At 56.8% G+C, this 24,706-nt stretch carries 18 protein-coding genes and 3 pseudogenes; 20 read left to right on the plus strand and 1 reads right to left on the minus strand.

Features of this window, described 5'->3' with window-relative positions; all coding sequences use genetic code 11:
• Positions 1–3: 3 nt before the first annotated feature.
• The 20 genes and pseudogenes from leuD to cobA all read left to right on the plus strand — a co-directional run.
• A complete protein-coding gene (leuD, locus tag Q674_RS39930) occupies positions 4–651 on the plus strand; it encodes a 3-isopropylmalate dehydratase small subunit (RefSeq protein ID WP_023010103.1) in 648 nt (215 codons plus the stop codon).
• Between the two features lie 18 nt (positions 652–669).
• Positions 670–1,743, plus strand: coding sequence for a 3-isopropylmalate dehydrogenase (gene leuB, locus Q674_RS39935; protein ID WP_023010104.1), 1,074 nt, complete (start codon positions 670–672; stop codon positions 1,741–1,743).
• Positions 1,744–1,869: 126 nt separating this feature from the next.
• The gene (gene asd, locus Q674_RS39940; protein WP_031210539.1) at positions 1,870–2,985 is read left to right on the plus strand and encodes an aspartate-semialdehyde dehydrogenase; all 1,116 of its coding nucleotides are present in this window, start codon (positions 1,870–1,872) and stop codon (positions 2,983–2,985) included.
• Positions 2,986–3,298: 313 nt separating this feature from the next.
• On the plus strand, positions 3,299–6,472 hold the full coding sequence (locus Q674_RS39945) for a FimV/HubP family polar landmark protein (protein WP_023010107.1): 3,174 nt from the start codon (positions 3,299–3,301) through the stop codon (positions 6,470–6,472).
• A gap of 84 nt (positions 6,473–6,556) precedes the next feature.
• Positions 6,557–7,465, plus strand: a complete 909-nt coding sequence (gene truA, locus Q674_RS39950) for a tRNA pseudouridine(38-40) synthase TruA (protein WP_023010108.1) — start codon at positions 6,557–6,559, stop codon at positions 7,463–7,465.
• Positions 7,462–8,091 (plus strand): phosphoribosylanthranilate isomerase, encoded by a 630-nt coding sequence (locus tag Q674_RS39955; protein WP_023010109.1) that lies wholly within the window; start codon positions 7,462–7,464, stop codon positions 8,089–8,091. The genes truA and Q674_RS39955 overlap by 4 nt, the downstream gene beginning before the upstream one ends.
• Positions 8,084–9,292 carry a tryptophan synthase subunit beta gene (gene trpB, locus Q674_RS39960; protein WP_198324822.1) on the plus strand — a complete coding sequence of 403 codons (1,209 nt, stop codon included), beginning with the start codon at positions 8,084–8,086 and terminating at the stop codon, positions 9,290–9,292. The genes Q674_RS39955 and trpB overlap by 8 nt, the downstream gene beginning before the upstream one ends.
• A gap of 17 nt (positions 9,293–9,309) precedes the next feature.
• The gene (gene trpA / locus Q674_RS39965) at positions 9,310–10,122 is read left to right on the plus strand and encodes a tryptophan synthase subunit alpha (RefSeq protein WP_023010110.1); all 813 of its coding nucleotides are present in this window, start codon (positions 9,310–9,312) and stop codon (positions 10,120–10,122) included.
• 38 nt (positions 10,123–10,160) lie between these two features.
• Positions 10,161–11,090 (plus strand): acetyl-CoA carboxylase, carboxyltransferase subunit beta, encoded by a 930-nt coding sequence (gene accD, locus Q674_RS39970; RefSeq protein WP_023010111.1) that lies wholly within the window; start codon positions 10,161–10,163, stop codon positions 11,088–11,090.
• Positions 11,071–12,387: a bifunctional tetrahydrofolate synthase/dihydrofolate synthase gene (gene folC, locus Q674_RS39975; RefSeq protein WP_023010112.1), complete on the plus strand. Its 1,317-nt coding sequence runs from the start codon at positions 11,071–11,073 to the stop codon at positions 12,385–12,387. The genes accD and folC overlap by 20 nt, the downstream gene beginning before the upstream one ends.
• A gap of 92 nt (positions 12,388–12,479) precedes the next feature.
• Entirely contained in the window at positions 12,480–13,160 is a 681-nt protein-coding gene (locus Q674_RS39980; RefSeq protein WP_023010113.1) for an SPOR domain-containing protein, read from the plus strand.
• Positions 13,161–13,252: 92 nt separating this feature from the next.
• A complete protein-coding gene (locus tag Q674_RS39985) occupies positions 13,253–13,822 on the plus strand; it encodes a CvpA family protein (RefSeq protein ID WP_023010114.1) in 570 nt (189 codons plus the stop codon).
• A 34-nt stretch (positions 13,823–13,856) separates the two neighbouring features.
• Complete coding sequence (purF, locus tag Q674_RS39990; protein ID WP_023010115.1) at positions 13,857–15,380, plus strand: amidophosphoribosyltransferase; 1,524 nt, start codon at positions 13,857–13,859, stop codon at positions 15,378–15,380.
• A gap of 27 nt (positions 15,381–15,407) precedes the next feature.
• The gene (locus Q674_RS39995) at positions 15,408–16,631 is read left to right on the plus strand and encodes an O-succinylhomoserine sulfhydrylase (protein ID WP_023010116.1); all 1,224 of its coding nucleotides are present in this window, start codon (positions 15,408–15,410) and stop codon (positions 16,629–16,631) included.
• A 160-nt stretch (positions 16,632–16,791) separates the two neighbouring features.
• Positions 16,792–17,190 (plus strand): annotated as a pseudogene (locus Q674_RS41715) (DNA translocase FtsK 4TM domain-containing protein); the annotation flags it as partial.
• Positions 17,191–17,742: 552 nt separating this feature from the next.
• Positions 17,743–19,254: pseudogene (locus Q674_RS41720) on the plus strand (DNA translocase FtsK); the annotation flags it as partial.
• Between the two features lie 10 nt (positions 19,255–19,264).
• Positions 19,265–19,915, plus strand: coding sequence for an outer membrane lipoprotein chaperone LolA (gene lolA / locus Q674_RS40005; protein ID WP_023010118.1), 651 nt, complete (start codon positions 19,265–19,267; stop codon positions 19,913–19,915).
• Entirely contained in the window at positions 19,915–21,249 is a 1,335-nt protein-coding gene (locus tag Q674_RS40010) for a replication-associated recombination protein A (protein WP_023010119.1), read from the plus strand. Before lolA ends, Q674_RS40010 begins: the two co-directional genes overlap by 1 nt.
• A 114-nt stretch (positions 21,250–21,363) precedes the next feature.
• Positions 21,364–22,638 carry a serine--tRNA ligase gene (serS, locus tag Q674_RS40015; protein WP_023010120.1) on the plus strand — a complete coding sequence of 425 codons (1,275 nt, stop codon included), beginning with the start codon at positions 21,364–21,366 and terminating at the stop codon, positions 22,636–22,638.
• A 41-nt stretch (positions 22,639–22,679) separates the two neighbouring features.
• Positions 22,680–23,486: pseudogene (cobA, locus tag Q674_RS40020) on the plus strand (uroporphyrinogen-III C-methyltransferase); the annotation flags it as partial.
• Between the two features lie 16 nt (positions 23,487–23,502).
• Here cobA and Q674_RS40025 read toward each other — a convergent pair.
• Positions 23,503–24,582, minus strand: coding sequence for a 3-deoxy-7-phosphoheptulonate synthase (locus tag Q674_RS40025; RefSeq protein WP_011785031.1), 1,080 nt, complete (start codon positions 24,580–24,582; stop codon positions 23,503–23,505).
• Positions 24,583–24,706 lie beyond the last annotated feature (124 nt).

Genomic DNA, 24,706 nt, shown 5'->3' on the forward strand with positions numbered 1-24,706 from the left:
ACCATGCGAGCATTTACGCAACACCAGGGCATTGTTGCCCCCATGGACCGTTCCAATGTGGACACGGACATGATCATTCCCAAGCAGTTTCTGAAGTCCATCAAGCGCACGGGCTTTGGTCCGAACCTGTTCGATGAGCTGCGTTATCTGGACGAAGGCAAGCCGGATCAGGATTGCGCCAACCGTCCCCTGAATCCAGACTTCGTGCTGAATCAGGATCGCTACAAAAACGCCAGTGTGTTGCTGGCCCGGACCAATTTTGGTTGTGGCTCCAGTCGTGAGCACGCGCCCTGGGCGCTGGATGATTTCGGTTTCCGGGTGATTATTGCCCCGAGTTTTGCTGACATCTTCTACAATAACTGCTTTAAGAATGGCCTGTTACCCATTGTTTTAGATGAGGAAGTGGTTGATAAGCTGTTCCGGGAAACCGAAGAGAATGAAGGCTATCAGCTGACGGTCGATCTTGAAGTGAAAACGGTGACGACGCCTGGTGGCGAGTCGTTCAGCTTCGATGTGGACGATTTTCGCCGTCATTGCCTGCTGAACGGTCTGGACGACATTGGCGTGACCCTGGAAGATGCGGATACCATTCGCGCTTATGAAGAATCCCGGCGCAAGACCGCTCCCTGGTTGTTTAATACTGGAAACTGATTAACAAGGAATTGGATTATGTCCCGTAATGTATTGCTCCTGCCGGGCGACGGCATTGGTCCGGAGATCGTGGCAGAAGCGGAGAAGGTTCTGCATAAGGTGAATGACCAGTTTGGTCTGGGGCTGAGTTTTGAATCTGCCCTCGTTGGTGGTGCGGCGATTGATGAGACCGATACGCCGCTGCCTGAAGAAACCCTGGAGAAGGCCCGTAAGGCTGACGCGATCCTGCTGGGGGCCGTAGGTGGCCCAAAGTGGGACAGCCTGCCGATGGCGAAGCGCCCGGAGAAGGGGCTGCTGGGTCTGCGTTCCAATCTTGAGCTGTTTGCCAACCTGCGTCCGGCCATTCTGTATCCTCAGCTGGCGTCTGCCTCGTCCCTGAAGCCGGAAGTGGTTTCAGGGCTGGACATTCTGATCGTGCGCGAGCTGACCGGTGGTATCTATTTTGGTCAGCCTCGTGGTGTGCGTGAACTGGAAAGCGGTGAGCGCCAGGGCTACAACACCTACCAGTACACCGAGTCCGAGATTAGGCGTATTGGCCGGGTTGCCTTCGAGGCGGCCCAGCAGCGGGGCAAGAAATTGTGCTCGGTTGACAAGGCCAACGTGCTGGAAGTAACCGTGCTGTGGCGGGAAATCATGGAAGACCTGAAGCGCGAGTACCCGGACGTGGAGCTTTCCCATATGTACGTGGATAACGCGGCCATGCAGTTGGTCCGTGCGCCCAAGCAATTCGACGTGATTGTGACTGGCAACATGTTTGGTGATATTCTTTCTGACGAAGCGGCAATGCTCACCGGTTCTATCGGCATGCTTCCCTCAGCGTCACTGAATTCCGACAAGCAGGGTATGTATGAGCCGTGTCACGGCTCGGCGCCGGATATTGCCGGGCAGGGCATTGCCAACCCGCTGGCTACCATCCTCAGTGCTGCAATGATGTTGCGTTACAGCCTGAATGAGGAAAAAGCTGCCCAGGCCATCGAGGCGGCGGTCAGCAAGGTACTGGACCAGGGGCTGCGTACCGCCGACATTATGTCGGAAGGCGGTCAGAAGGTATCCACCCGCGACATGGGTGAGGCGGTTCTGAACGCGCTTTAAAGCACCACTGGTTTGCTTGATCGAGACCCGACAACGGCAGGATGCAGCCGTTGCGGGATCATCCATCCTGTCCCTGCCAGCGATAACGGTAGAGGGTGGGCATAAAACGAGGTTCAAAGGTCGCACATGAAGCGAGTTGGACTTGTAGGTTGGCGTGGCATGGTGGGCTCGGTCCTCATGCAGCGCATGCGCGAAGAAAATGATTTTGCCGACATTGATCCGGTGTTTTTTACCACTTCCCAGGCAGGGAAGCCGGCTCCGGACGTAGGCAAAGATGGTGTTCCTCCACTGCAGGATGCGTTCGATATCGACATCCTCAAGGGGATGGATGTGATCGTTACCTGTCAGGGCGGCGATTACACCACTGAGGTTTACCAGAAGCTGCGTGATGCAGGCTGGGACGGTTACTGGATTGATGCGGCATCCACCCTGCGTATGGTCGATCACTCTGTGATCGTGCTGGATCCGGTTAACCGTAATGTGATCGACGCGGCTCTGGACAAGGGCGTAAAGGACTATATCGGCGGTAACTGCACCGTCAGCCTGATGATGCTGGCCCTGGGTGGCCTGCTGGAGCAGGATCTGATCGAGTGGGTGTCTCCGATGACGTACCAGGCCGCTTCCGGCTCTGGTGCCCAGAATATGCGGGAACTGTTGAACCAGATGGGTACGCTGAATGAGAGCGTCAAATCTGAGCTGGCTGATCCGTCTTCCGCCATCCTCGAAATCGATCGCAAGGTAACCGACACCATGCGTTCTGGCGATTTCCCCACCGAGCATTTCGGTGTGCCGTTGGCAGGTAGTCTGATTCCGTTCATCGACAAGCAGCTCGATAACGGCATGAGCAAGGAAGAGTGGAAAGCGGGCGTCGAGACCAACAAGATTCTGGGTCGTAGTGACAACCCGATTCCTATTGATGGTATCTGCGTGCGGATTGGCGCCATGCGCTCTCACAGTCAGGCTCTGACCATCAAGCTGAAGAAAGATCTGTCGGTTTCCGAAATCGAAGGCATTCTGGCCAAGGCAAACGACTGGGTGAAAGTCATTCCCAACGATCGCGATGCCACCATGCAGGAGCTCACTCCGGCGAAAGTGACCGGCACGTTGAGTATTCCGATTGGTCGTATTCGCAAGTTGTCCATGGGGCCGGAGTATATTTCCGCTTTCACGGTGGGTGACCAGTTGCTGTGGGGTGCCGCAGAACCGCTGCGTCGGATGCTGCGAATCCTTCAGGAACGTTAAAAAGTGTTACACAGCGGTAATTAATGCCAACTGTGTCCGGTTTTTTGCAAGCCGGTCAGGGGCGGAGGCTGATTTCAGCGTCCGCCCCTGTTATTTTCAAGGGCGCTAAGGAGTTCCGCCCGATAGATAAAAAAACGGTGCAAGGATTGCAGCTGATTGATTGATAAAACGGGTTTTATCAACAATACTTGCCAAACCGAACGGTATAATTGCGATATAAAAACGAGAAATAACAAGGCGAAAGTCATCCAACCTCGTCCGATTCTGTTGAGATACGGCAGTAAAGAATAACGGAGACTGGAAAGGAATAAGCATGAAGGTACGCAAGCTTGCGGTTGCCCTGGCGCTGGCGGGAGGGCTCGGCTCTGGAATGGCTCAGGCGCTTGGACTTGGAGAAATTGAGCTCCAGTCCTGGCTGAATGAGCCACTGGATGCAGAAATATCACTGAATCAGAGTCGCGGTGTTGATCCCGGTGAAGTGTTCGTCAATGTGGCACCGGAGGCCGCCTATGAGCGCGTCGGCCTGGACCGCCACCAGTTTCTGAGTCAATTAAGGTTTGAAGTGGTTACCGGGACGGATGGCAACCTGGCCATCAATGTTTCCTCCCGGGCGCCAGTACGCGAGCCGTATCTGAATTTTCTGCTCGAGCTGACCTGGCCCAATGGTCGCCTGATGCGGGAATATGCCGTGCTGGTCGATCCTCCGGTCTACGCCGAGGAATCTGGTATTGAGGAGCAAGTCAGTGCTCCGGCCACGACAGCCACCCGACAGCAGCCGGCGCGCAGCCAGGAATCTGTTCGCCGTCAGGCGGCAGCAGAAGGCTCCATGTCGCGGGGCTATCAGGCAGATACGTTTGGTCCGACAGGGCCCTCCGACACACTCTGGACCATTGCCCAGCAGGTACGTCCGGATGGTTCGGTTTCCATGCAGCAGGTTATGCTCGCGATTCAGGATCAGAATCCTAACGCGTTCATTGGTGGGAATATTAACCGCCTGAAGCGTGGTGAGGTGTTGCGGATTCCTTCCCTCGATCAGATTCGGAGCCGTAGCCGCGCTGAAGCCAATCGGGTAGTTGCACAGCAGAACCAGGAATTCCAGTCTCCGAGAACCGTTGATGCAACGGATACCGCCCAGGCTGCGGCAGGACAGGGTGCTACTCAGGCGGCAGCGGGTGATGAGTTGCGCCTGCTGGTTGCCGATGAATCGGAATCCCGGTCTACCGAAGACGGTGGTTCTGCCGGTGGTGACGGCGATCTGCCGGGCGGTGTTGATGCCGGTTCCGCAGTTGCGATGGAAGAGCTGGAGGCCGCAAAACGCGAAAATGACGAACTCAATACCCGTGTCCAGGATCTACAGGACCAGGTTGAGACCCTGCAGCGGTTGCTGGAACTGAAGAACAGCCAGCTTGCGGATATGCAGGGTATGGTGTCGGAAGAAGAGTCTCCGGCCCCGACCGACACTGGCGTGACCGAGTCTGACGCTGACCCGGCGACAGCACCTGTAGAAGGTGATCTGGGTGCCGGCACCGGAGAAGAACCGGTAGCAGACGGCCAGGTTGATGAAGCCGCTGATGGTGAATCGGCCGACACAGCGATGGCGGAAGAAGATAGCGCCATGGCTCCGGACGAAGCCGATATTGCAGGTGAAGAGCCGTTTGGTGGTGATGTCGACGCGGGCGCTGCGGATGAGGTGGTGGCAGAGCAGCCTGCCGTTACCGAGCAGGAATCATCATCTGAACCTGACCCAGCGGCCGTCCCCCAGGCCCAGCAGCCAAAGCCGCAGCAGCCAGTAACGGCCCCTGAGAAGGCGTTTCCGGGTAATATTATTGACGGCATCCTGAACAACCCGATGTATCAGATTGCACTTGGTGGTGGTCTGATCCTTCTGCTTCTCTTGTTGCTGCTCGTGGCACGACGCAACGCCAATCGAGAGAAAGAGTTCTACGACCAGTTGAACAGTGATGAAGGTGAAGGCGGTGATTCGTTCGACCTCAGTCTCGAAGATGAGGATGAGGCAGAAGCGGAAGCCGGTGATGCCATTGCCGAAGCAGAAACCTATGTTGCTTACGGTCGTCACGATCAGGCAGCCCAGGTGCTCGAGAACGCCATTTCACGTGAGCCCAGCCGTACTGATCTGCGCCTGAAGCTGTTGTCTGTGTATGCGGACAATCAGGACCGCGACGCGTTTGAAAAGCAGTACCGTGAAGTTGAAGCGCTGGATGATGAGGCAGCTATCCAGGAAGCTGAATCCCTCCGGGAGCGCCTTGCTGAAGCTGAAGCGATGCCCAGCATCGACGACCTTGAATCCCAACTGCGCTCGGATTCGTTCGGCAGTCAGCCAGAGCAAGAGCCGGCCACCGAGCAGGCTTCGGATGACTGGGATATCTCTGACGAGCTGAAAGCTGACGAATTTGAAGCCACTTCAGAGCCCGCTGATGAAAACGAGTTCGGTGAGCTGGAATCCGATGTCAGCAAAGAATCCGATGGCCGGGATGACATGATTGAGTACGATCTGTCCGGCATTGGTGAAGAACCGGAGTCTGAAGACGAGTCCGCCACCGAAACGGATTACGCTTCACTTGATCTGGATTCCGGTCTGGATGAGGCAGCCGGGACTTCCGAATCCAAAGAAGAGGACTTCAGTCTGGATTTCGAGTCGGCCTTTGAAGACGACGCACTCGCCGGTTCAGATGGGCCCTCCTTCGAAGCCGATGAAGCGGCGCCGGTTGAGGCGGATCTGTCTGGTACCGGTTCGGATCAGGAAGACGATCTTGAGCTGGGCTTCGATCTTGATGACGACCTTGAGTCGACGGAAGAAGAGCCAGTTAAGCCGGAGGACACCGAGGTATCGGATCTGGACCTGGAGTCTGATTCGCTTGACGAGTCCTTCCTGGACGAGCTTGATGCGGAGCTGGATAAGGTTGCCGGCGAGGATGAAGACCCCTCTGAACTGGAGCTCGGCGAATCTGATCTGGATGACCTGGAGCTGGATGTGTCTGATGAAGATCTGGCGCTGATGGAAGAGTTCTCTGATAACGGAGAGCCTGCAGGTCCTCAGGAAGACGAACCATCCCTGGAAGATGAGCTTGGGCTGGAAGATGCGCTCAGCGAATCCGAGGCTGATGAGCCGGGCGTTGACCAGCAGAATCCGGAAGAGCTGGCGGAGCAGACAGAAGAGGTTGCTGAGGCCGAACCGGCTCCTGAAGAGCTGGAGGACGAAGTAGTGCCTGTGGCGTCAGACTCACTCGATGAAGGCTCCACTCGCAGTGATAGCGGGTTGGATATTGATGAGAGCGCTCTGGACGACGAGGATGACTTTGATTTCCTCGCCGGTACCGATGAAGCCGCCACCAAACTTGATCTGGCACGGGCCTACATCGAAATGGGTGACAGCGACGGTGCCAGGGATATTCTGGAGGAAGTTGCTCTTGAGGGTAACGAAGAACAGAAGGCAGAAGCACAAGAGCTTCTTAAAAATCTCTCCTGATTCGTTATAATCAACTAACCGCGGCAAGCGCCGGCCATTGAGCCGGCGTTTTGCTTTTTCAGTGGACAGCAATCGGGTCAGCACTTGTTCCTCACGCCTCAGCCTCTCACCACAGATAACGCCATTGGTAATGGACGGGTTGCCATCATCTTTGAGTACGACGGTCAGGCCTTTCATGGCTGGCAATTGCAGAAGAGTGGCGTGCGTTCGGTGGAGGCAGAACTTTCCCGGGCCGCGGCCCGCGTTGCCGACCATCCGGTCGACCTGGTGTGTGCAGGCCGCACCGACGCCGGCGTGCATGCCAGTTTTCAGGTAGCCCATTTTGACACGCCATCGGTTCGAAACCTTCGTTCCTGGGTCATGGGAATGAACACGGCATTACCTGATGACATTTCTGTGCACTGGGCAGGGAACGGTCAGGGCGATTTTCACGCCAGGTTTTCCGCGATTTACCGACGTTACCGGTATGTGATCTACAATCATCCGGTGCGCCCGGGGATCCAGCGTGGACAGGTGTCCTGGACCTTTCGTCCGTTGGATGCCGAAAGAATGCATCGTGCAGCCCAGGCACTGGTCGGCGAGCATGACTTCTCCTCATTTCGCGCTGCCGGTTGCCAGTCCCGGACTCCGGTTCGGTTTCTGGAGCAGATTTCGGTAACCCGATGCGGAGAGTTTGTCGTAATAGATGTGCAGGCCAACGCCTTTCTTCATCATATGGTACGCAATATTGCCGGTGCCTTGATGGCGGTTGGTAATGGTCAGCAGCCTGAAGGCTGGATTGGTGATATTCTGGAACGCCGTGATCGCAAACTTGCCGGTGTGACCGCCCCTCCTTACGGGCTCTACCTGGTGGATGTCGGTTATCCTGAGTCCTTCGGGATTCCCAAGGCATTGTGTGGACCGGCGTTCGTTACTCCCTGGTTTGACCCGGCCAGCAACGCGCCGATCACACCAACTCACATACACCCGAAACAGGGAAAGGCTCCTGCATGACAGCCCGCGTAAAAATATGTGGCCTGACGCGCCCGCAGGATGTGGAAGCCGCGGTAGCCTGTGGCGCCGATGCCATAGGTCTGGTGTTTTATGCGCCGAGCCCGAGAGCGGTCGATCTGGAGCAGGCCCGAATCCTGGCCGCCAAGGTTCCTGCGTTCGTGGCGGTTACCGGACTGTTCGTGAATCCTGAGCGGGATTATGTCGAAGCCGTTCTGGATGCTGTGCCACTGGATCTCCTGCAGTTCCATGGCGATGAGAGTCCGGAGTTCTGCCAGTCTTTTGGCCGGCGCTGGATCAAGGCCGTCAGGGTGCGTGAGCCCGGACAGATCGAACAGGCGTTTGCCGATTATCATCAGGCTTCCGGTTTGTTGGTGGACGCCTGGGATCCAAACCGCTATGGCGGTACCGGCCAGTCGTTCAACTGGTCACTGATTCCTGAAAGCAGGCCCTTGCCCCTGATATTGGCCGGTGGGTTGTCATCTGATAACGTAGCCCGCGCGATTGAGCAGGTACGCCCCTGGGCTGTTGACGTCAGCGGTGGGGTGGAAGAGAGCAAGGGTAAGAAAGACGCCACCAAATTGTCTCAATTTTTCAAAGAGGTTCACCGTGTCTGTAAAACTGACTGAAGAAATGTTGAAGGCGCTTCCTGATGCGAGAGGTCACTTCGGTGCCTTTGGTGGACGGTTTGTTTCAGAAACCCTGATGGATTCTTTGATGACCCTGGAAAAGGAATACCTTCGCTTGAAGGAAGATCCTGAATTCCAGGCGACTTTTGATAATGACCTTGCCGACTATGTTGGCCGCCCCAGCCCGCTCTATTTTGCAGAGCGCCTGACCCGGGAAGCCGGTGGTGCACAGATCTGGCTCAAGCGCGAAGACCTTAACCACACCGGTGCCCATAAGGTGAACAACACCATTGGCCAGGCCCTGCTGGCCAGTTTCCTGGGCAAGAAGCGCATCATTGCGGAAACCGGGGCCGGTCAGCATGGTGTGGCCACGGCAACGGTGTGCGCCCGTCTCGGGCTTGAATGTCACGTATTCATGGGGGCAGAGGACGTCAAGCGTCAGTCCCTCAATGTGTACCGCATGAAACTCCTGGGCGCGACCGTACATGCTGTCCAGAGCGGTACAAAAACACTGAAGGATGCCATGAACGACGCCATGCGCGATTGGGTCGCGAATGTAGATGACACGTTCTATATCATTGGTACCGTCGCGGGCCCGCACCCCTATCCGCTGCTGGTGCGCGATTTCCAGTCGGTGATCGGGCGTGAAATCCGCAAACAGGCCATGGAGAAGGTGGGTAAACTGCCGGACGCACTGGTGGCCTGTGTGGGTGGTGGTTCCAACGCCATTGGCATGTTCTACCCGTTCCTCGCGGATGAATCCGTGGAACTCTATGGTGTTGAGGCCGGTGGCCTGGGTATCGAGACCGGCCAGCATGCAGCGCCACTGTGCGCCGGTCGTCCCGGTGTGCTGCACGGCAACCGGACCTACCTGATGGAAGATGAGAACGGTCAGATCGCCGGAACACATTCTGTCAGCGCCGGGCTGGACTATCCCGGCGTTGGGCCTGAGCATGCCTGGCTGAAAGACATTGGCCGGGCCAATTATGTGTCCGTGACCGATGATGAAGCCCTCGATGGCTTCCGCAAACTGACACGCGTTGAGGGTATCATGCCGGCGCTGGAAACTGCCCATGCCGTAGCCTATGGCGTAAAGCTGGCCGCCACCATGGACAAGGACAAGATGCTGGTTATCAACATCTCCGGCCGGGGCGACAAGGATATTCACACCATTGCCCAACTGGATGGCATTGAGATCTGAAGGTATCAGGAGCAGGCATGAGCCGAATTGAAGGTGTATTGAACGCATTGAAAGAGCAGGGTCGCAAGGCGCTGATTCCCTATATTACAGCTGGCGACCCACACCCGGACGAGACCGTCAGCCTGATGCATACTTTGGTGTCTGCAGGTGCCGATATTATCGAGCTGGGCGTGCCGTTCTCGGACCCGATGGCTGACGGCCCGGTGATTCAGCTTGCCTGTGAACGGGCGCTCAAGCACGGTACGTCGCTCCGTCAGGTGATTGCGATGGTCAAGGAGTTCCGTAATTCCGATCCGGATACTCCAGTGGTACTGATGGGCTATCTGAATCCGATGGAAGCCATGGGCTATGAAGCGTTTGCCAATGCGGCGGCTGACGCCGGCGTAGATGGTGTTCTGACGGTTGATTTGCCTCCGGAAGAGGCTGATCAGGTAGCGCCGCTGTTTGCTGATAGCCATCTCGATCCGATTTTCCTCCTGGCCCCGACGACCACGGATGACCGAATCAAGGCAATCAGCGAGCACTCATCCGGCTATGTGTACTATGTTTCTATCAAGGGCGTGACCGGGTCCGCAACCATTGATGTTGATGAAGTCGCGAAGAAAGTAGCCCACGTGCACGAGCTCACCGCGTTGCCGGTGGGTGTGGGCTTTGGTATCCGGGATGCGGAAACTGCCGCCGCAGTAGGCAGAGTATCCGATGGTGTAATTGTTGGCAGTGTGCTGGTCGATACAATAGCCCGACATCAGACAGATCCGGACGCTTTGCGTAAGGCTTTGACGGATCTGCTGCACCCGATGCGCGAAGCGCTGGACAGCCTGGCTCATTGACCGGGCAAAATCCAGGCATCAAAGGACAGGACGAGAGCATGAGTAACTGGCTGGACAAGATCATGCCGAGCAAGATTCGCTCGGAATCACGGCAACGTACCGGAGTGCCGGAAGGTTTATGGAAGAAATGCCCAAAATGCGGTGCATTCCTGTACAAGCCGGAGCTCGAGAAAAACCTGGACGTTTGCCCCAAGTGTAATCACCATCTTCGGGTGTCTGCACGCCGTCGACTGGATATCTTTCTGGATAAAGATGGGCGTGAGGAGCTGGCAACCCACCTTGAGCCTTCAGACCGGCTGAAGTTCAAGGACAGCAAGCGTTACAAGGATCGCCTCGCTGCGGCGCAGAAAGCCACCGGCGAAAAGGATGCGCTGATTGCCATGCGTGGGACAACCATGGGCGTGCCCCTCGTTGCCTGCGCGTTCGAGTTCAACTTCCTGGGCGGTTCCATGGGGCAGGTAGTTGGTGAGAAGTTCGTCCAGGCAGCGAATGTTGCGCTGGAGCACCGGATTCCCCTGGTCTGCTTTTCAGCCAGTGGTGGCGCCCGCATGCAGGAAGCCATCCTGTCATTGATGCAGATGGCCAAGACCGCGGCGGTACTGGAGAAGCTCAAGCAGGAAGGCATACCCTACATTTCGGTGATGACCGATCCGGTCTTCGGTGGTGTCTCGGCCAGTCTCGCCATGCTGGGTGACCTCAATATTGCTGAACCTTATGCCCTGATCGGTTTCGCGGGCCCCAGGGTTATCGAACAAACCGTGCGCGAAAAACTGCCGGAAGGCTTCCAGCGCAGCGAGTTTCTGCTCGAGCATGGTGCCATCGACATGATTCTGCACCGTCATCAGATGCGTGAGCGCATCGCCCACCTGCTGGCCAAGTTTACTGCCCAGGAAAAACCTGGCACTGAAGCCCCCATCGAGTTTGAAGTCACTGAAAAGCCGGACGTTGATGAACCAGAAGGACAGTGAATCCATCCCCGCTCCTGTCGGGCCTCCGGCCCCCGGGGCGACGGTTGAAGAATGGCTTCACTGGCTGGAGGCCATTCATCCCACCGAAATAGATCTTGGCCTGGACCGTGTCCTGGTGGTTCTGCGTCGGTTGTTCCCGCGCAAGCCTCAGGCCCGCATCATTACCGTTGCAGGAACCAATGGTAAAGGCACCACAGTTACGGCGCTCGAGTCCATTTTGCTGGCCGCCGGCAGGAGCACCGGTGCCTATATGTCACCTCATCTGTTTCGCTATAACGAGCGGGTTCGGATCGGTGGCGAGGAGATATCCGACGCAGCATTGGTGTCCGCGTTCGAGCGGGTTGAGGCGGCTCGCCGAGGGGTGTCTTTAACCTATTTTGAGTTTGGAACCCTGGCCGCTTTTGTGGCGTTTGCAGACGCCGGCGTTGAGGATTGGGTGTTGGAAGTCGGGTTGGGAGGTCGCCTGGATGCAGTCAACGTGCTGGATCCGGACTTTGCGGTGATCACCTCGGTCGATATCGATCACATTGGTTTTCTCGGGGATAACCGGGAAGTCATTGGTTTTGAAAAAGCGGGCATTCTCAGGCCGGGTATTTCCGCGGTTTGTGCCGATCCCAACCCTCCGTCCTCGGTCCTTCAACAGGCGGCGGCTCAGAAGGTGGGCCTGAAGCTCACCGGTCGGGATTATACGCTTGTGCCCGGCACTCCCGGGCAGGTTTTGCTTCATATCGGCGACGAGCAGATTGAGTTGCCGGCCGGTCCCTTGCCTGTGCAGAGTGTAGCGGCTGCGGCGGTACTCTCCCGTCAACTGGTACCTGAGTTGTCACTGGACAGCCTCCGGCATGCTGTGCGTAGCGTTCAAGTTCCCGGCCGATTTGAAACCATTCATCACAACCCGGATGTGATCATAGACGTTGGTCACAACCCTCATGCTGCAGCCTGGCTCGCTGATAATCTTCGCAACCTCCGGGGTGATAACCCCGGGCGCATTCTGGCCGTCTATGGGGCGCTGGGAGATAAGGACGTAGAGGGTGTGGCCAGTTCCATGTCATCAGTCGTTGATCAGTGGTACCTCGCGGGCCTGGATATTCCCAGAGGGCTCGACTCCGACCGTCTGATGAAGCGTATATCAACCGTTCCGCTTAAAGGGAGACCCGGGGCTTTTGGTTCGGTGTCCGGGGCGCTTGCAGCGGCCATGGGCGAGGCAAGATCCGGTGATCGGGTTATCGTGTTTGGTTCGTTCTTCACGGTGGCTCTGGCCAGGCAAGAACTGTTGCCGGTTTCGGAAGCGCCTTAAAGTTTGTCCATAGGTTCCCGGGAAGCTTTGAGTTCTGGCCAGTGGCCGGTTAGTATCGTGATCAAACTGGTTGTTAACGGGAGCCCTCTCAGGTGGATGGACTGAAGCAGCGGATCATTGGCGCACTGGTGCTGGTTTCACTCGCGGTTATTTTTGTGCCGATGATTTTTGACGAGCCCCATTCCCAAAGACAGTCAACCCCTATCACCATTCCTGAGGAGCCTCCATTCCCCGAAGTTGAAATGCCGGAAACGCAGTATCCGGACAATGAGAATGTCGGCGTAGAGGCGCCCAGCGGCTCAACTCCAGCGACGACTGACGAGCCTGCGGCAGGTTTCAGAATTATCGAGGAAGACTCTGTTGCCGAAGAAGTACGCGCGCCAGAGGTCAATTCCGAACGGGTGGAACCGCAAGTGCCGGGGGAATCCACAACTCAGCCAGAACCTGAACCTGTGGCGCCAACGGGCCAGCAGGATGTAGCATCGACCACCGGTTCTGAAAGTGCCGACAAGGCCGAGTATAGCGGTTCGCTTGAAGGTGCCTGGGTAGTGCAACTTGGTAGTTTTGGCAACCAGGACAACGCCCGGCGTCTGCGGGACAAGGTTCTCGGCATGGGGTACGGCGCCCACCTGCAGCAGGTCGAGCGTGGCGATAGCACTCTGACCCGGGTATTCAGCGGTCCGTTCGTCAACAAGGACGATGCCCAGACAGCCAAGGCGGCGCTTGATAAAGCCTTCGGCCTGAACAGCCTGGTCACCACCGGCGATAAATAACTGGCTGTTGCCGGATTTATCTGGCTTCGGCAGTTTGGTGTCACCAGGTTTCCTGTTAGAATCCGCCTTTCGTTTTCTCCACCGGGTTTTCCATGGAAGCGCTGATCTGGATCGACTGGGTCATCATTGCCCTCATTGCCGTCTCCACGCTTATCAGTCTGAAGCGGGGCTTTGTTCGTGAAGCTCTGTCACTGGTTACCTGGGTAGGTGCGTTTATCATCGCCCGGACGTTTCACCCCCAGATGCAATCTCTTCTGGAGTCCACGGTGGAAACACCGTTGGTACGGCTGATTGCAGCGTTTGCCATCCTTTTCTTTGGTACTCTGATCGTTGGCGCGATTATCAACAATATGATCGGCCACCTGGTGCGTGCCACCGGTCTGTCAGCGACGGACAGGGTGCTCGGCATGGGGTTTGGTCTTCTCAGAGGGGTTGTGGTTGTGATCGTGGCCATTGCCTTCACGCGCTATACGCCGCTGGCCCAGGATACCTGGTGGAGAACCTCGGTCATGATCGAACGCCTTGCGGTGGTTGAGGACTGGTCCAGGCGCACGCTCGGCGATGAATTTGCCCGCTTCCTTGGTCCGGAGCAGGGTGCTCAGGCCACCCCGGAGGCGTCCGCAGGACCTGAAGGCGTGGAACCCGCGTCTGCATCCCGTTAACATTCAGTTTTAACACTCGGAGATATTTCCAGCCATGTGCGGCATTGTCGGTATCGTCAGTACTTCCAACGTCAATCAGCTTCTTTATGATGCACTGACCGTTCTTCAGCACCGTGGCCAGGATGCGGCGGGTATTGTTACCTTTCAGGACAACCGATTCTTTCTGCGTAAAGACAACGGGCTGGTGCGGGATGTTTTCCATACCCGCCATATGCGCCGGTTGGTGGGCAACGTGGGTATCGGGCATGTTCGTTATCCCACGGCGGGCAGCTCCAGCTCAGCGGAAGCCCAGCCGTTCTACGTAAACAGTCCTTACGGTATCACCCTGGCTCACAACGGTAACCTGACCAATGCCGACGAGCTGAGCAGTGATCTGTTCCGCACCGATCTGCGCCACATCAACACCAATTCGGATTCTGAAGTTCTGCTGAATGTGTTCGCACATGAACTCCAGAAGCTGGGCAAATTGAATCCCACCAAAGACGAAATTTTTTCGGCGGTGCGCGCAGTGCACAAGCGTTGCAAGGGTGCCTATGCCGTGATTGCCATGATCACCGGTTATGGCATCGTTGGCTTCAGGGATCCGAATGGTATCCGGCCAGCGTGCTACGGTGTCCGGGAAAATGAAGATGGCCACAAGGAATACATGATCGCGTCGGAAAGCGTCGCGCTCAATGCTGCTGGTTTTACCATCGTTCGTGACATCGCTCCCGGCGAGGCTGTCTATATTGAAACCGATGGTACCTTGTATTCAGAGCAGTGCGCCGAATCACCCAAGCTCTATCCGTGCATCTTTGAACATGTCTATTTTGCCCGTCCGGATTCGATCATGGACGGCGTTTCCTGTTACAAGGCCCGGCTCCGGATGGGCGAAGTGCTGGCAGACAAGGTTCTGCGCGAGCGGCCCGACCACGATATTGATGTGGTGATTCCGATTCCGGACACCAGCCGGACGTCCGCCATGCAAATGGCCCATCAGCTGGGCGTGAAGTACCGCGAAGGCTTTATCAAGAATCGGTACATCGGCCGTACCTTTATCATGCCCGGCCAGAAAATGCGCAAGAAATCGGTACGCCAGAAGCTCAATCCAATTGACCTGGAGTTTCGTGGCAAGAACGTCATGCTGGTGGACGATTCCATCGTCCGGGGGACTACCTGCAAGGAAATTGTGCAGATGGCCCGGGATGCTGGAGCGCGCAATGTCTATTTTGCGTCAGCGGCTCCCCCCGTGCGCTATCCCAACGTGTACGGCATCGACATGCCCTCGGCCAGCGAGCTGATTGCCCACGACCGCACTGTGGAAGAAGTGCGTGATCTGATCGGAGCTGACTGGTTGGTGTATCAGGATCTGGAAGACCTGATTTCCTGTGTCAACGATGTCAATGAAGACATCGACGGTTGGGAATGCTCGGTGTTCACCGGGGATTACATTACCGGCGACGTGGATGAAGCTTACCTGACCAGGCTGGAAGATCTTCGCAAGGATGAGAAGCGCTCAACCAGTCAGGTCGCGAATGACGACAACGCCATTATTGACCTGCACAATGATGAAGACTGACACCCGCAATTACGCCAGGAGACTGTCATGACGTTCGGCCGAGAAGAACACGTTTGGATTCCCGAATCGGACCTGGACGGCATGTCGGTCGATACCCTGGCCGTGCGGGCAGGGCAGATTCGTACCGGGCAGCTCGAACACAGCGATGCCATCTTCCCGACCTCCAGCTTTGTCTATGGCAGCGCGGCCCAGGCGGCTGCCCGTTTTGGCGGCGAGGAGCCCGGCAATATCTACTCCCGGTTTACCAACCCGACCGTGCAGGCATTTGAAGCCAGAATTGCCGCCATGGAGGGGGGTGAACGTGGTGTTGCGACTGCCTCGGGTATGGCCGCCATTCTCAGTACCTGCATGTCGCTGCTGAAGACCGGCGACCACGTAATCTGCTCCCGAGGTGTGTTCGGGACGACCAATGTACTGTTTCAGAAGTACATGGCCAGATTTGGCGTCGAAACCAGCTTTGTCAGCCTGACCGAATTGGATGAGTGGAAAGCGGAGATTCGCCCCGCCACCCGGATGCTGTTTCTGGAGACCCCGTCCAATCCCCTGTGCGAAGTGGCGGATCTTGCCGCCTTGTCTGCCATCGCCCGTGAAAACGATGCGTTGCTTGTGGTCGACAATTGCTTCTGTACGCCTGTGCTGCAGCGGCCACTGGAGCAGGGCGCCGACATCGTTATCCATTCGGCCACCAAGTATCTCGACGGCCAGGGCCGTTGTGTCGGTGGCGTGGTGGTTGGGCCGGCCAAGTACCTGGACGAGATTTATGGTTTCATCCGTTCCGCGGGCCCGACCATGAGTCCGTTCAATGCCTGGGTGTTCCAGAAGGGTCTGGAAACCTTACCGATTCGTATGCGCGCCCACTGCGACAATGCGTTAGAGTTGGCTTTGTGGCTGGAACAGCAGGACTGTGTGGAAAAAGTTTACTATGCAGGCTTGCAGAGCCATCCACAGCACGAGCTGGCGAAAAAACAGCAGGACGGCTTTGGTGGCGTACTTTCCTTCCTGGTGAGGGGTGGCCGGGAGCAGGCGTGGAAGTTTATTGACGCGACCCGGATGATTTCTATCACTGCCAACCTGGGGGATGTGAAAACCACCATCACTCATCCGGCGACAACCACTCATGGACGCCTCTCTCCCGAAGACAAGGCGAGGGCAGGCATTACCGAGAACCTGATTCGCCTGTCCGTCGGTATCGAATCCATCAGGGATCTGAAAACCGATCTGGACAGAGGTTTCCAGGCGTTGAAAGACTAACAACCGGACGGTTTGAGCATTCATGGCGGAATCCGCGAAAGCGAAGAAAGCATTAGCCACAGAACTGACCGACAAGCAGAAGCGATTTCGTCGCCTGATGGCCCAGGGGGCCAGGGAAGGCGCGGTCATTGCGCTGATTGTGCTGTGCATCTATCTCGCCATGGCCCTGTTTACCTTCAATCCGGCTGACCCTGGCTGGGCCAGCATTGGCCACGATATCCGTGTCCAGAATTACGCAGGTCGCACCGGTGCCTGGCTGGCGAGCCTTTTCATGGACTTCTTCGGCTATGTGTCCTGGCTGTTTCCGGTGATGGTTGCGGGTTACGCGATCATGCTGATTCGTCGTCGGCATCAACCGCTGGATATGCACTGGCCGTTGTTCATGGTCCGCTTTGGCGGTTTTGTTCTTATTCTGCTGTCTGCCACCAGCCTGCTTTCTCTCTACTCCGTATTTGGCCTGGGCGCTTCCTCTGGCGGCGTATTGGGTACTGCGGTGTCTGAAGCCATGGTGCGGTTTTTTAATCTTCCGGCGACCACGCTATTGCTGATTGCCATCTTTCTATTTGCCCTGACGGTGACTATCGGCCTGTCTTGGTTCCGGTTGATGGATCAGGTGGGAGGCCTGACCCTGAAATTTGCCCTGGCGGCCAAATCGCTGGTCGCCGGGGCAGGGAAGAAGGCTGAAAAGACCGCCGGCCAAAGAACCCCGGCAGCCAGGGCGGAAGCACCTAAGCCGGAACCGGAGCCCCCGGTTGTGCGTGACAAAGTCCGGGCTCGCGAGAAGAGTAAAAATGACCGAAAGTCAGGCCAGCAGAGCTGGTGGCGACGGTTGTTTGGTCGTCGTGCAAAACCCGCAGAGGATACCAAGGCTCGGGAGCCCCAGCGCGAACGGAAAGAACCCGCCATTGAGGGGTTGCCGGCATCCATACCAGAACCTGAGCACCTGGAGAGTTTCAGCTCTCGGGATGTGAAGGCAGAGCCATCGCCTCCCTCGGTTGAAAAGGCAAAGGCCCGCTCCCTCAAGATATCGCCGTTCAAGAAGGAAGAGCAGGATAAGGCACCGAACAGGGCTGACGACCGCCAGGGCTCTCTGCTGGAAGACATTGAAAGCCCGATTCCACCAATTTCATTGCTGGATCCCCCTGAGGAGCACAAAGAACGAGGTTATTCGGAAGAGTCTCTGGAGCATATGTCCCGTTTGCTCGAAGAGAAGCTCAGTGATTTCGGGGTATCGGTTGAGGTGGTCGAGGTTAATCCCGGCCCCGTGATTACCCGCTTCGAGATCAAGCCGGCCCCCGGGGTCAAAGTCAGCAAAATCTCCAACCTGGCAAAAGACCTGGCCCGATCCCTGGCCGTACTCAGTGTGCGTGTGGTTGAGGTGATTCCGGGCAAGTCTGTGGTTGGCATCGAGATTCCCAACGAAGAGCGTGAAATTGTTCGCCTGAGCGAAGTGCTGGGTGCGAAGGTGTTCACGGAATCTTCCTCACCACTGACGTTGGCGCTGGGTAACGATATTGGGGGCAACCCCATGGTTGCCAACCTGGCCAAAATGCCCCACCTGCTGGTAGCCGGCACCACCGGTTCCGGTAAGTCGGTGGGGGTGAACGCCATGCTGTTGAGTATGTTGCTGAAGGCAACACCGGATGAAGTCCGGTTCATCATGGTTGACCCGAAGATGCTTGAACTGAGCATCTACGACGGCATCCCGCACCTGTTGGCACCAGTGGTCACAGACATGAAAGAGGCCGCCAATGCCTTGCGTTGGTGTGTGGCCGAGATGGAGCGCCGCTACCGGCTGATGGCAAGCCTGGGTGTGCGCAATATTGCCGGTTATAACAAGAAGGTGAAAGATGCCCGGGCCGAGGGTGAGCCGCTGCTGGACCCGCTCTGGAAACCGGATGAATACCTGGCCAATGATGAGCAGGAACGCCCGGAGCTGGATACCCTGCCGTTCATTGTGGTGGTGATCGATGAATTCGCCGACATGATGATGATTGTCGGCAAGAAAGTTGAAGAGTTGATTGCCCGGATCGCCCAGAAGGCACGGGCGGCTGGTATTCATCTGGTTCTGGCAACCCAGCGCCCGTCCGTGGATGTGATCACCGGTCTGATCAAGGCCAACATTCCCACCAGGATGTCGTTCCAGGTGTCCTCCAAGATCGACTCCCGCACCGTTCTCGATCAGGGCGGGGCTGAACAGTTGCTGGGCCACGGCGACATGCTGTATCTGCCGCCTGGGTCAGGTTTACCCGTGCGGGTGCACGGAGCCTTTGTCGATGACGACGAAGTGCACCGTGTGGTCAGCGCGTGGAAAGCCCGGGGTGAGCCTGAGTACGTGGACGATGTGCTGAATGGCGCCGAGGGTGAGCACCTACCCGGGGTACCCACGCTCAGCGAAGGCGGACCCGGTGGTGCCGAAGAGGGTGACGCCCTGTTTGACGAAGCAGTGGCGTTTGTCACGGAAAACCGGCGGGTGTCTATTTCGTCGGTCCAGCGTAAATTCAAGATCGGCTACAACCGTGCCGCCAATCTGGTGGATGCCATGGAAGCTTCGGGGGTAGTCAGCCCGGCGGGCCACAACGGTGCCAGAGAAGTTCTTGCACCGCCGCCTCCCAGAGACTAGGAGTTATCAGATGATCAGAATGTTTTCAGGAATCCTGTTGGTACTGGCAGCAACGTGGTCTGGCCTGTCCCAGGCTGATAGTGCACAGGCATCCCGGGTCGCAGCCGAACAGTTGACATCGATTCTGAAAAGCTACGAAACCTATCAGGCGGACTTTATACAGATTGTGGTCAATGAGAATGGCAGCCAGGTTCAGGAAACCCGTGGATCGCTCAAAGCCAAGCGGCCTGGTTTGTTCTACTGGGAGACCGGAGCACCCCTGTCCCAGTTTATTGTCAGCGATGGCGATAAAGTGGAGGTGTACGATCCGGATCTGGAACAGGTAACCATTCATTCCCTTGATGAGCGGGTTCAGACCACGCCAGCACTGTTGTTGAGCGGCGAAGTAGAGAATCTGGATGAGAGCTATGAAGTGAGTGTCCGGGATCTCGGTGAAAGCACCCGTGAATTCACTCTGGTACCCCGTAGTCAGGATTCTCTGTTTACCTCTCTACGGCTGAGCTTCTTTGACGGCGAGCTGCAGGAAATGCGCATGCAGGATTCCCTGTCTCAGATGAGCATTCTCAGCTTTGACCGTATTGAACTGAATCAGGCACTCGATTCCAGTGTCTTCCGCCTCGACTATCCGGAGGGCGTTGACGTGATTCGGGACGGTGCCTGATGCAGGACAGCCTGTTTCAGACTGAGACCGGCTTTCAGCCCCTGGCCGCTCGTATGCGGCCGACCTCTCTTGAAGGTTATGTCGGCCAGGCTCACCTGGTCGGCCCCGGCAAACCTCTGCGACGAGCCGTGGAACAGGGCCAGCTGCATTCCATGATTCTCTGGGGCCCGCCCGGAGTCGGAAAAACCACCTTTGCTCGCCTGCTGGCCAATGTCGGAGACTTGTCCTTCGAAACCATCTCTGCAGTCCTCAGCGGAGTAAAGGAAATCCGGGAGGTGGTGGAGCGGGCTCGCAACCGTAAACAGTCCCAGGGCAGGGATACCCTGTTGTTTGTCGATGAAGTGCATCGCTTCAACAAAAGCCAGCAGGATGCCTTCCTCCCCCACATTGAAGACGGTACCTTTATTTTTGTTGGCGCAACCACGGAAAACCCATCCTTCGAACTGAACAGTGCCTTGCTGTCCCGTACCCGTGTTTATGTGCTGAAAAATCTGGAAGCGGCGGATATACGACGGTTGCTGGACAGTGCCCTGGAGAGCGAGCAGGGTTTTGCCGGCCAGTTGCGGGTAGATGAGGCGGTGCTGTCGACCATGGCGGAAGCGTCAGGTGGCGATGCCCGGCGGGCACTGAACATTCTTGAGGTGGCCGCTGACCTGGCCGAGCCGGATGATGATGGTGTTAACCAGGTTACCGCGCAAACTCTTGAACAGGTACTGCAGACCAGCCTCCGCCGTTTTGATAAAGGCGGGGATGTGTTCTACGACCAGATTTCCGCATTGCACAAATCGGTGCGTGGCTCTAACCCGGACGGTTCACTTTACTGGCTTTGCCGGATGCTCGACGGCGGTTGCGACCCTTTGTATGTCGCCCGGCGCCTGGTTCGTATTGCCAGTGAAGACATCGGTAATGCCGACCCGAGGGCGCTCCAGATTACCCTGCAGGCCTGGGATGCTCAGGAACGTCTGGGCTCCCCGGAGGGTGAGCTGGCATTGGCGCAGGCCGTTACGTACCTGGCCCTTGCCCCCAAAAGCAATGCCGTTTACAAAGCTTACAATCAATGCATCGCGGATATCCGCAGCGATCCGGACTATGAAGTTCCGGTACATCTGCGTAATGCGCCCACCAAATTGCTGAAAAGCATGGGGCACGGAGAAGAGTACCGATACGCCCACGATGAGCCGGATGCCTATGCGGCAGGAGAAGCCTACCTGCCGGAGGCGATCCACCAGCGCCGCTATTACCAACCGGTCCAGCGGGGGCTGGAAATCAAGCTGGCTGAGAAGCGCGAACGACTGGACTCGCTGGATGCCAACAGCTCGAAAAAGCGGTACTAAGCCCCATCCCTTGCCAATTTTCCTGCCTGTGCCCGGCCGGTGGTGGTCAGCGCATTCACGGCAGGTATAATGCCCGCATAACCATTCATTCGTTAACCGGAAATCAGGAACAACATGCTCGATCCGAAACGTGTCCGTACACAGACTGAAGAGATCGCCCGTCGGCTGGCTATCAAGAATTTCGAGTTTGATATTGCCACCTTCGAGCAGCTTGAGGAACGCCGCCGGGCCATTCAGGTTCGTACGGAAAACTTGCAGAGCGAGCAGAACAAACGGTCGAAATCCATCGGCAAAGCCAAGGCGGCCGGTGAGGATATCAAACCGTTGCTGGAAGAAGTCGAAAGCCTGAAGCAGCAACGTGGTGACGCCGAGGACGAACTGCGTTCCGTGCAGGAATCCCTGAATGCCTTCTTTGCCGGTATACCCAATCTTCCCGACGACGACGTGCCACCGGGCGCCAGTGAAGACGACAACGTCGAGACGCGTGTCTGGGGTACGCCCCGTGAATTCGATTTTGAGCCTAAGGATCACGTGGCCCTGGGTGAGCAGCTGAAAGGCCTGGACTTTGAGAAGGCCACTCAGCTGGCCCATTCCCGTTTTGCTGTTATGCGCGGACAGCTGGCGCGCCTGCACCGTGCACTGGCCCAGTTCATGCTCGATCAGCATACTCTGCAGCATGGTTACACCGAGGCCTATGTTCCTTACCTGGTGAATGCCAACACTCTGTTTGGTACGGGCCAGCTGCCGAAATTTGAAGAAGATCTTTTCCGCACAGCCGGCGACAATCCCCTATACCTGATTCCTACCGCGGAAGTGCCGGCCACGAACCTGGTTGCGGATACCATTCTGGATGATGCTGAACTGCCGTTGCGCCTGGTTTGCCATACGCCGTGTTTCCGGAGTGAGGCAGGGTCTTATGGCCGGGATGTGCGGGGCATGATTCGTCAGCATCAGTTCGACAAAGTGGAGCTGGTGCACATCGTTCGGCCGGATGAATCCACGCAGGCGCTGGAGGAACTGACCGGACACGCCGAGAAGATCCTGCAACTGCTCGAACTGCCTTACCGCGTCGTCACCCTCTGTGGCGGAGACATGGGCTTTTCCGCCGCGAAAACCTATGACCTGGAAGTCTGGCTGCCGGGGCAGGATAAATACCGTGAGATTTCTTCCTGTTCCAACACCCGTGATTTTCAGGCACGGCGTATGCAAGCCCGCTGGCGTAATCCGGACACTGGAAAGCCGGAGCCGGTCCACACCCTCAATGGTTCCGGCCTGGCCGTAGGTCGCGCCATGATTGCGGTAATGGAGAACTATCAGCAGGCGGACGGCAGTATTCTGGTGCCCGAGGTACTCAAACCCTATATGGGAGGCGTCGAGCGTATTCAATGAATGATCAATCCAGGGATGCACCAGTAAAGGGCGTACCCGTCGGCTCTGCACCGGCAAGGTACCGGACCAACCCGGTTACGGATAACCCCAACAACTCGGCCGGGGAAGTTGCCCTGGTCGGTGCCGGCCCTGGTGATCCGGAACTGCTTACCCTGAAAGCCTGGCGTTTGATCGAGTCGGCGGAGGTGGTGTTGTACGACCGCCTGGTTTCCCCGGAAATCATGGCTCTTATTCCTGAAAACGCCCAGAAGATCCACGTTGGCAAACAACGTTCGAACCACACGTTGCCACAGGATCAGATCAATCAACAGTTGGTGGATCTGGCCCGGGAAGGCTATCGGGTGGTACGCCTTAAAGGCGGCGATCCGTTCATCTTTGGCCGTGGTGGCGAGGAGATTGAAACCCTGGCCTCGGCCGGCGTCCGTTTCCAGGTTGTGCCGGGTATCACTGCCGCCTCAGGTTGTGCTGCTTATGCCGGTATTCCGCTGACCCATCGGGATCACGCCCAGTCGGTGCGGTTTATTACCGGGCACCTGAAGAATGACACCTGTGATCTACCGTGGAAGGATTTTGTCCAGAATAACCAGACGCTGGTGTTTTACATGGGCCTGGTCGGTTTACCGATCATCAGTCGGGAACTGATGGCACACGGCATGCCGGCGGATATGCCTGTGGCACTGGTATCTCGCGGCACCACGCCGGAACAGGAAGTGATTACCGGCACTCTGGAAACGATTGTGGATCGGGTTCAGGAGAAGGGGGCTCAGGCGCCGACGTTGGTGATTATCGGCAATGTGGTTTCTCTTCGAAACCGTCTGGACTGGCTTGGAGCAGAAGCCGGGCGCTGAGGCCCGGCTTCAGACTTCAGGCAGAGGCGGTCCGCTTGGGCAGAACGTCTTTCAGCTTCTCACGCATGTCGCGAATGGCTTTTTCGGTGGTTTCCCAGTCGATACAGGCGTCGGTAATGGATACGCCGTATTTCAGGTCAGCCAGGTTTTCCGGAATAGACTGACTACCCCAGTTAATGTGGCTTTCCACCATCAGGCTCTGGATAGACTGATTGCCTTCCAGAATCTGGTGAGTCACATCCTGCATTACCAAAGGCTGAATAGCCGGATCCTTGCTGGAGTTGGCGTGACTGCAATCCACCATGATGGATTTGCGCAGCTTGGCCTTATCCAGTGCCTGTTCACACAAGGCTACGCTGACGGAGTCGTAGTTTGGCTTGCCGCCACCACCACGAAGCACGACGTGGCCGTAGTTGTTGCCCTTAGTGCGAATAATGGCAACTTTGCCCTGCTGGTCGATGCCCAGGAAGCTGTGGGGATGAGAGACTGACTTCATGGCGTTTACCGCAACGTCGAGGCTGCCATCGGTGCCGTTCTTGAAGCCGATGGCCATGGACAGGCCGCTGCTCATTTCCCGGTGGGTCTGGGACTCGGTGGTACGGGCACCGATAGCAGACCAGGCTATGGTGTCCTGAAGGTATTGGGGAGATATTGGGTCCAGGGCTTCAGTGGCGGCCGGAAGGCCCATCTCATTGATGTCCAGCAGCAGGCGGCGACCAATGTGCAGTCCCTGCTCGATATCAAAGGTATCATTCAGGTGCGGATCGTTGATCAGGCCTTTCCAGCCTACGGTGGTGCGTGGCTTCTCGAAGTACACGCGCATGACGATCAACAGTGTATCGCTGACTTCATCGGCGAGCTTTTTCAGTCGGGCGGCATAATCGCGGGCAGCTTCTACATCGTGAATCGAGCAGGGGCCTACGACAATGAACAAACGATGATCCTTGCCATCCATAATGTCGTAGATGGCTTGCCGACCATTGGCAACGGTTTCGGCTGCCTTGTCTGACAGTGGCATCTCTTGCTTCAGTGCTTCAGGAGTGATCAGTGTTTCCTGGCTGGCCACGTTCAGGTTTTCCAGTTTCTTACCCGACATCTTGTTGTGCTTCCCCGAATCTTGTCGTTACCTCACCCGGTATGTTCATTCTTTTGTCCGGATGATTGAATAATAAGTGCGAGTGGGATACTAGGTTGCAGTAAACCCCGGCGAGTTGGTTATA

The organism is Marinobacter sp. EVN1 (assembly GCF_000475375.1).
Classification (GTDB): Bacteria; Pseudomonadota; Gammaproteobacteria; order Pseudomonadales; family Oleiphilaceae; genus Marinobacter; species Marinobacter nauticus.

Coding starts and splice junctions, on each gene's coding strand:
- asd (WP_031210539.1), top strand. CDS start 1,870: ATGAAGCGAGTTGGACTTGTAGGTTGGCGTGGCATGGTGGGCTCGGTC.
- Q674_RS40025 (WP_011785031.1), bottom strand. CDS start 24,582: ATGTCGGGTAAGAAACTGGAAAACCTGAACGTGGCCAGCCAGGAAACA.
- accD (WP_023010111.1), top strand. CDS start 10,161: ATGAGTAACTGGCTGGACAAGATCATGCCGAGCAAGATTCGCTCGGAA.
- Q674_RS39995 (WP_023010116.1), top strand. CDS start 15,408: ATGACGTTCGGCCGAGAAGAACACGTTTGGATTCCCGAATCGGACCTG.
- leuD (WP_023010103.1), top strand. CDS start 4: ATGCGAGCATTTACGCAACACCAGGGCATTGTTGCCCCCATGGACCGT.
- Q674_RS39955 (WP_023010109.1), top strand. CDS start 7,462: ATGACAGCCCGCGTAAAAATATGTGGCCTGACGCGCCCGCAGGATGTG.
- lolA (WP_023010118.1), top strand. CDS start 19,265: ATGATCAGAATGTTTTCAGGAATCCTGTTGGTACTGGCAGCAACGTGG.
- Q674_RS39985 (WP_023010114.1), top strand. CDS start 13,253: ATGGAAGCGCTGATCTGGATCGACTGGGTCATCATTGCCCTCATTGCC.
- serS (WP_023010120.1), top strand. CDS start 21,364: ATGCTCGATCCGAAACGTGTCCGTACACAGACTGAAGAGATCGCCCGT.
- leuB (WP_023010104.1), top strand. CDS start 670: ATGTCCCGTAATGTATTGCTCCTGCCGGGCGACGGCATTGGTCCGGAG.
- Q674_RS40010 (WP_023010119.1), top strand. CDS start 19,915: ATGCAGGACAGCCTGTTTCAGACTGAGACCGGCTTTCAGCCCCTGGCC.
- Q674_RS39945 (WP_023010107.1), top strand. CDS start 3,299: ATGAAGGTACGCAAGCTTGCGGTTGCCCTGGCGCTGGCGGGAGGGCTC.
- folC (WP_023010112.1), top strand. CDS start 11,071: ATGAACCAGAAGGACAGTGAATCCATCCCCGCTCCTGTCGGGCCTCCG.
- trpA (WP_023010110.1), top strand. CDS start 9,310: ATGAGCCGAATTGAAGGTGTATTGAACGCATTGAAAGAGCAGGGTCGC.
- purF (WP_023010115.1), top strand. CDS start 13,857: ATGTGCGGCATTGTCGGTATCGTCAGTACTTCCAACGTCAATCAGCTT.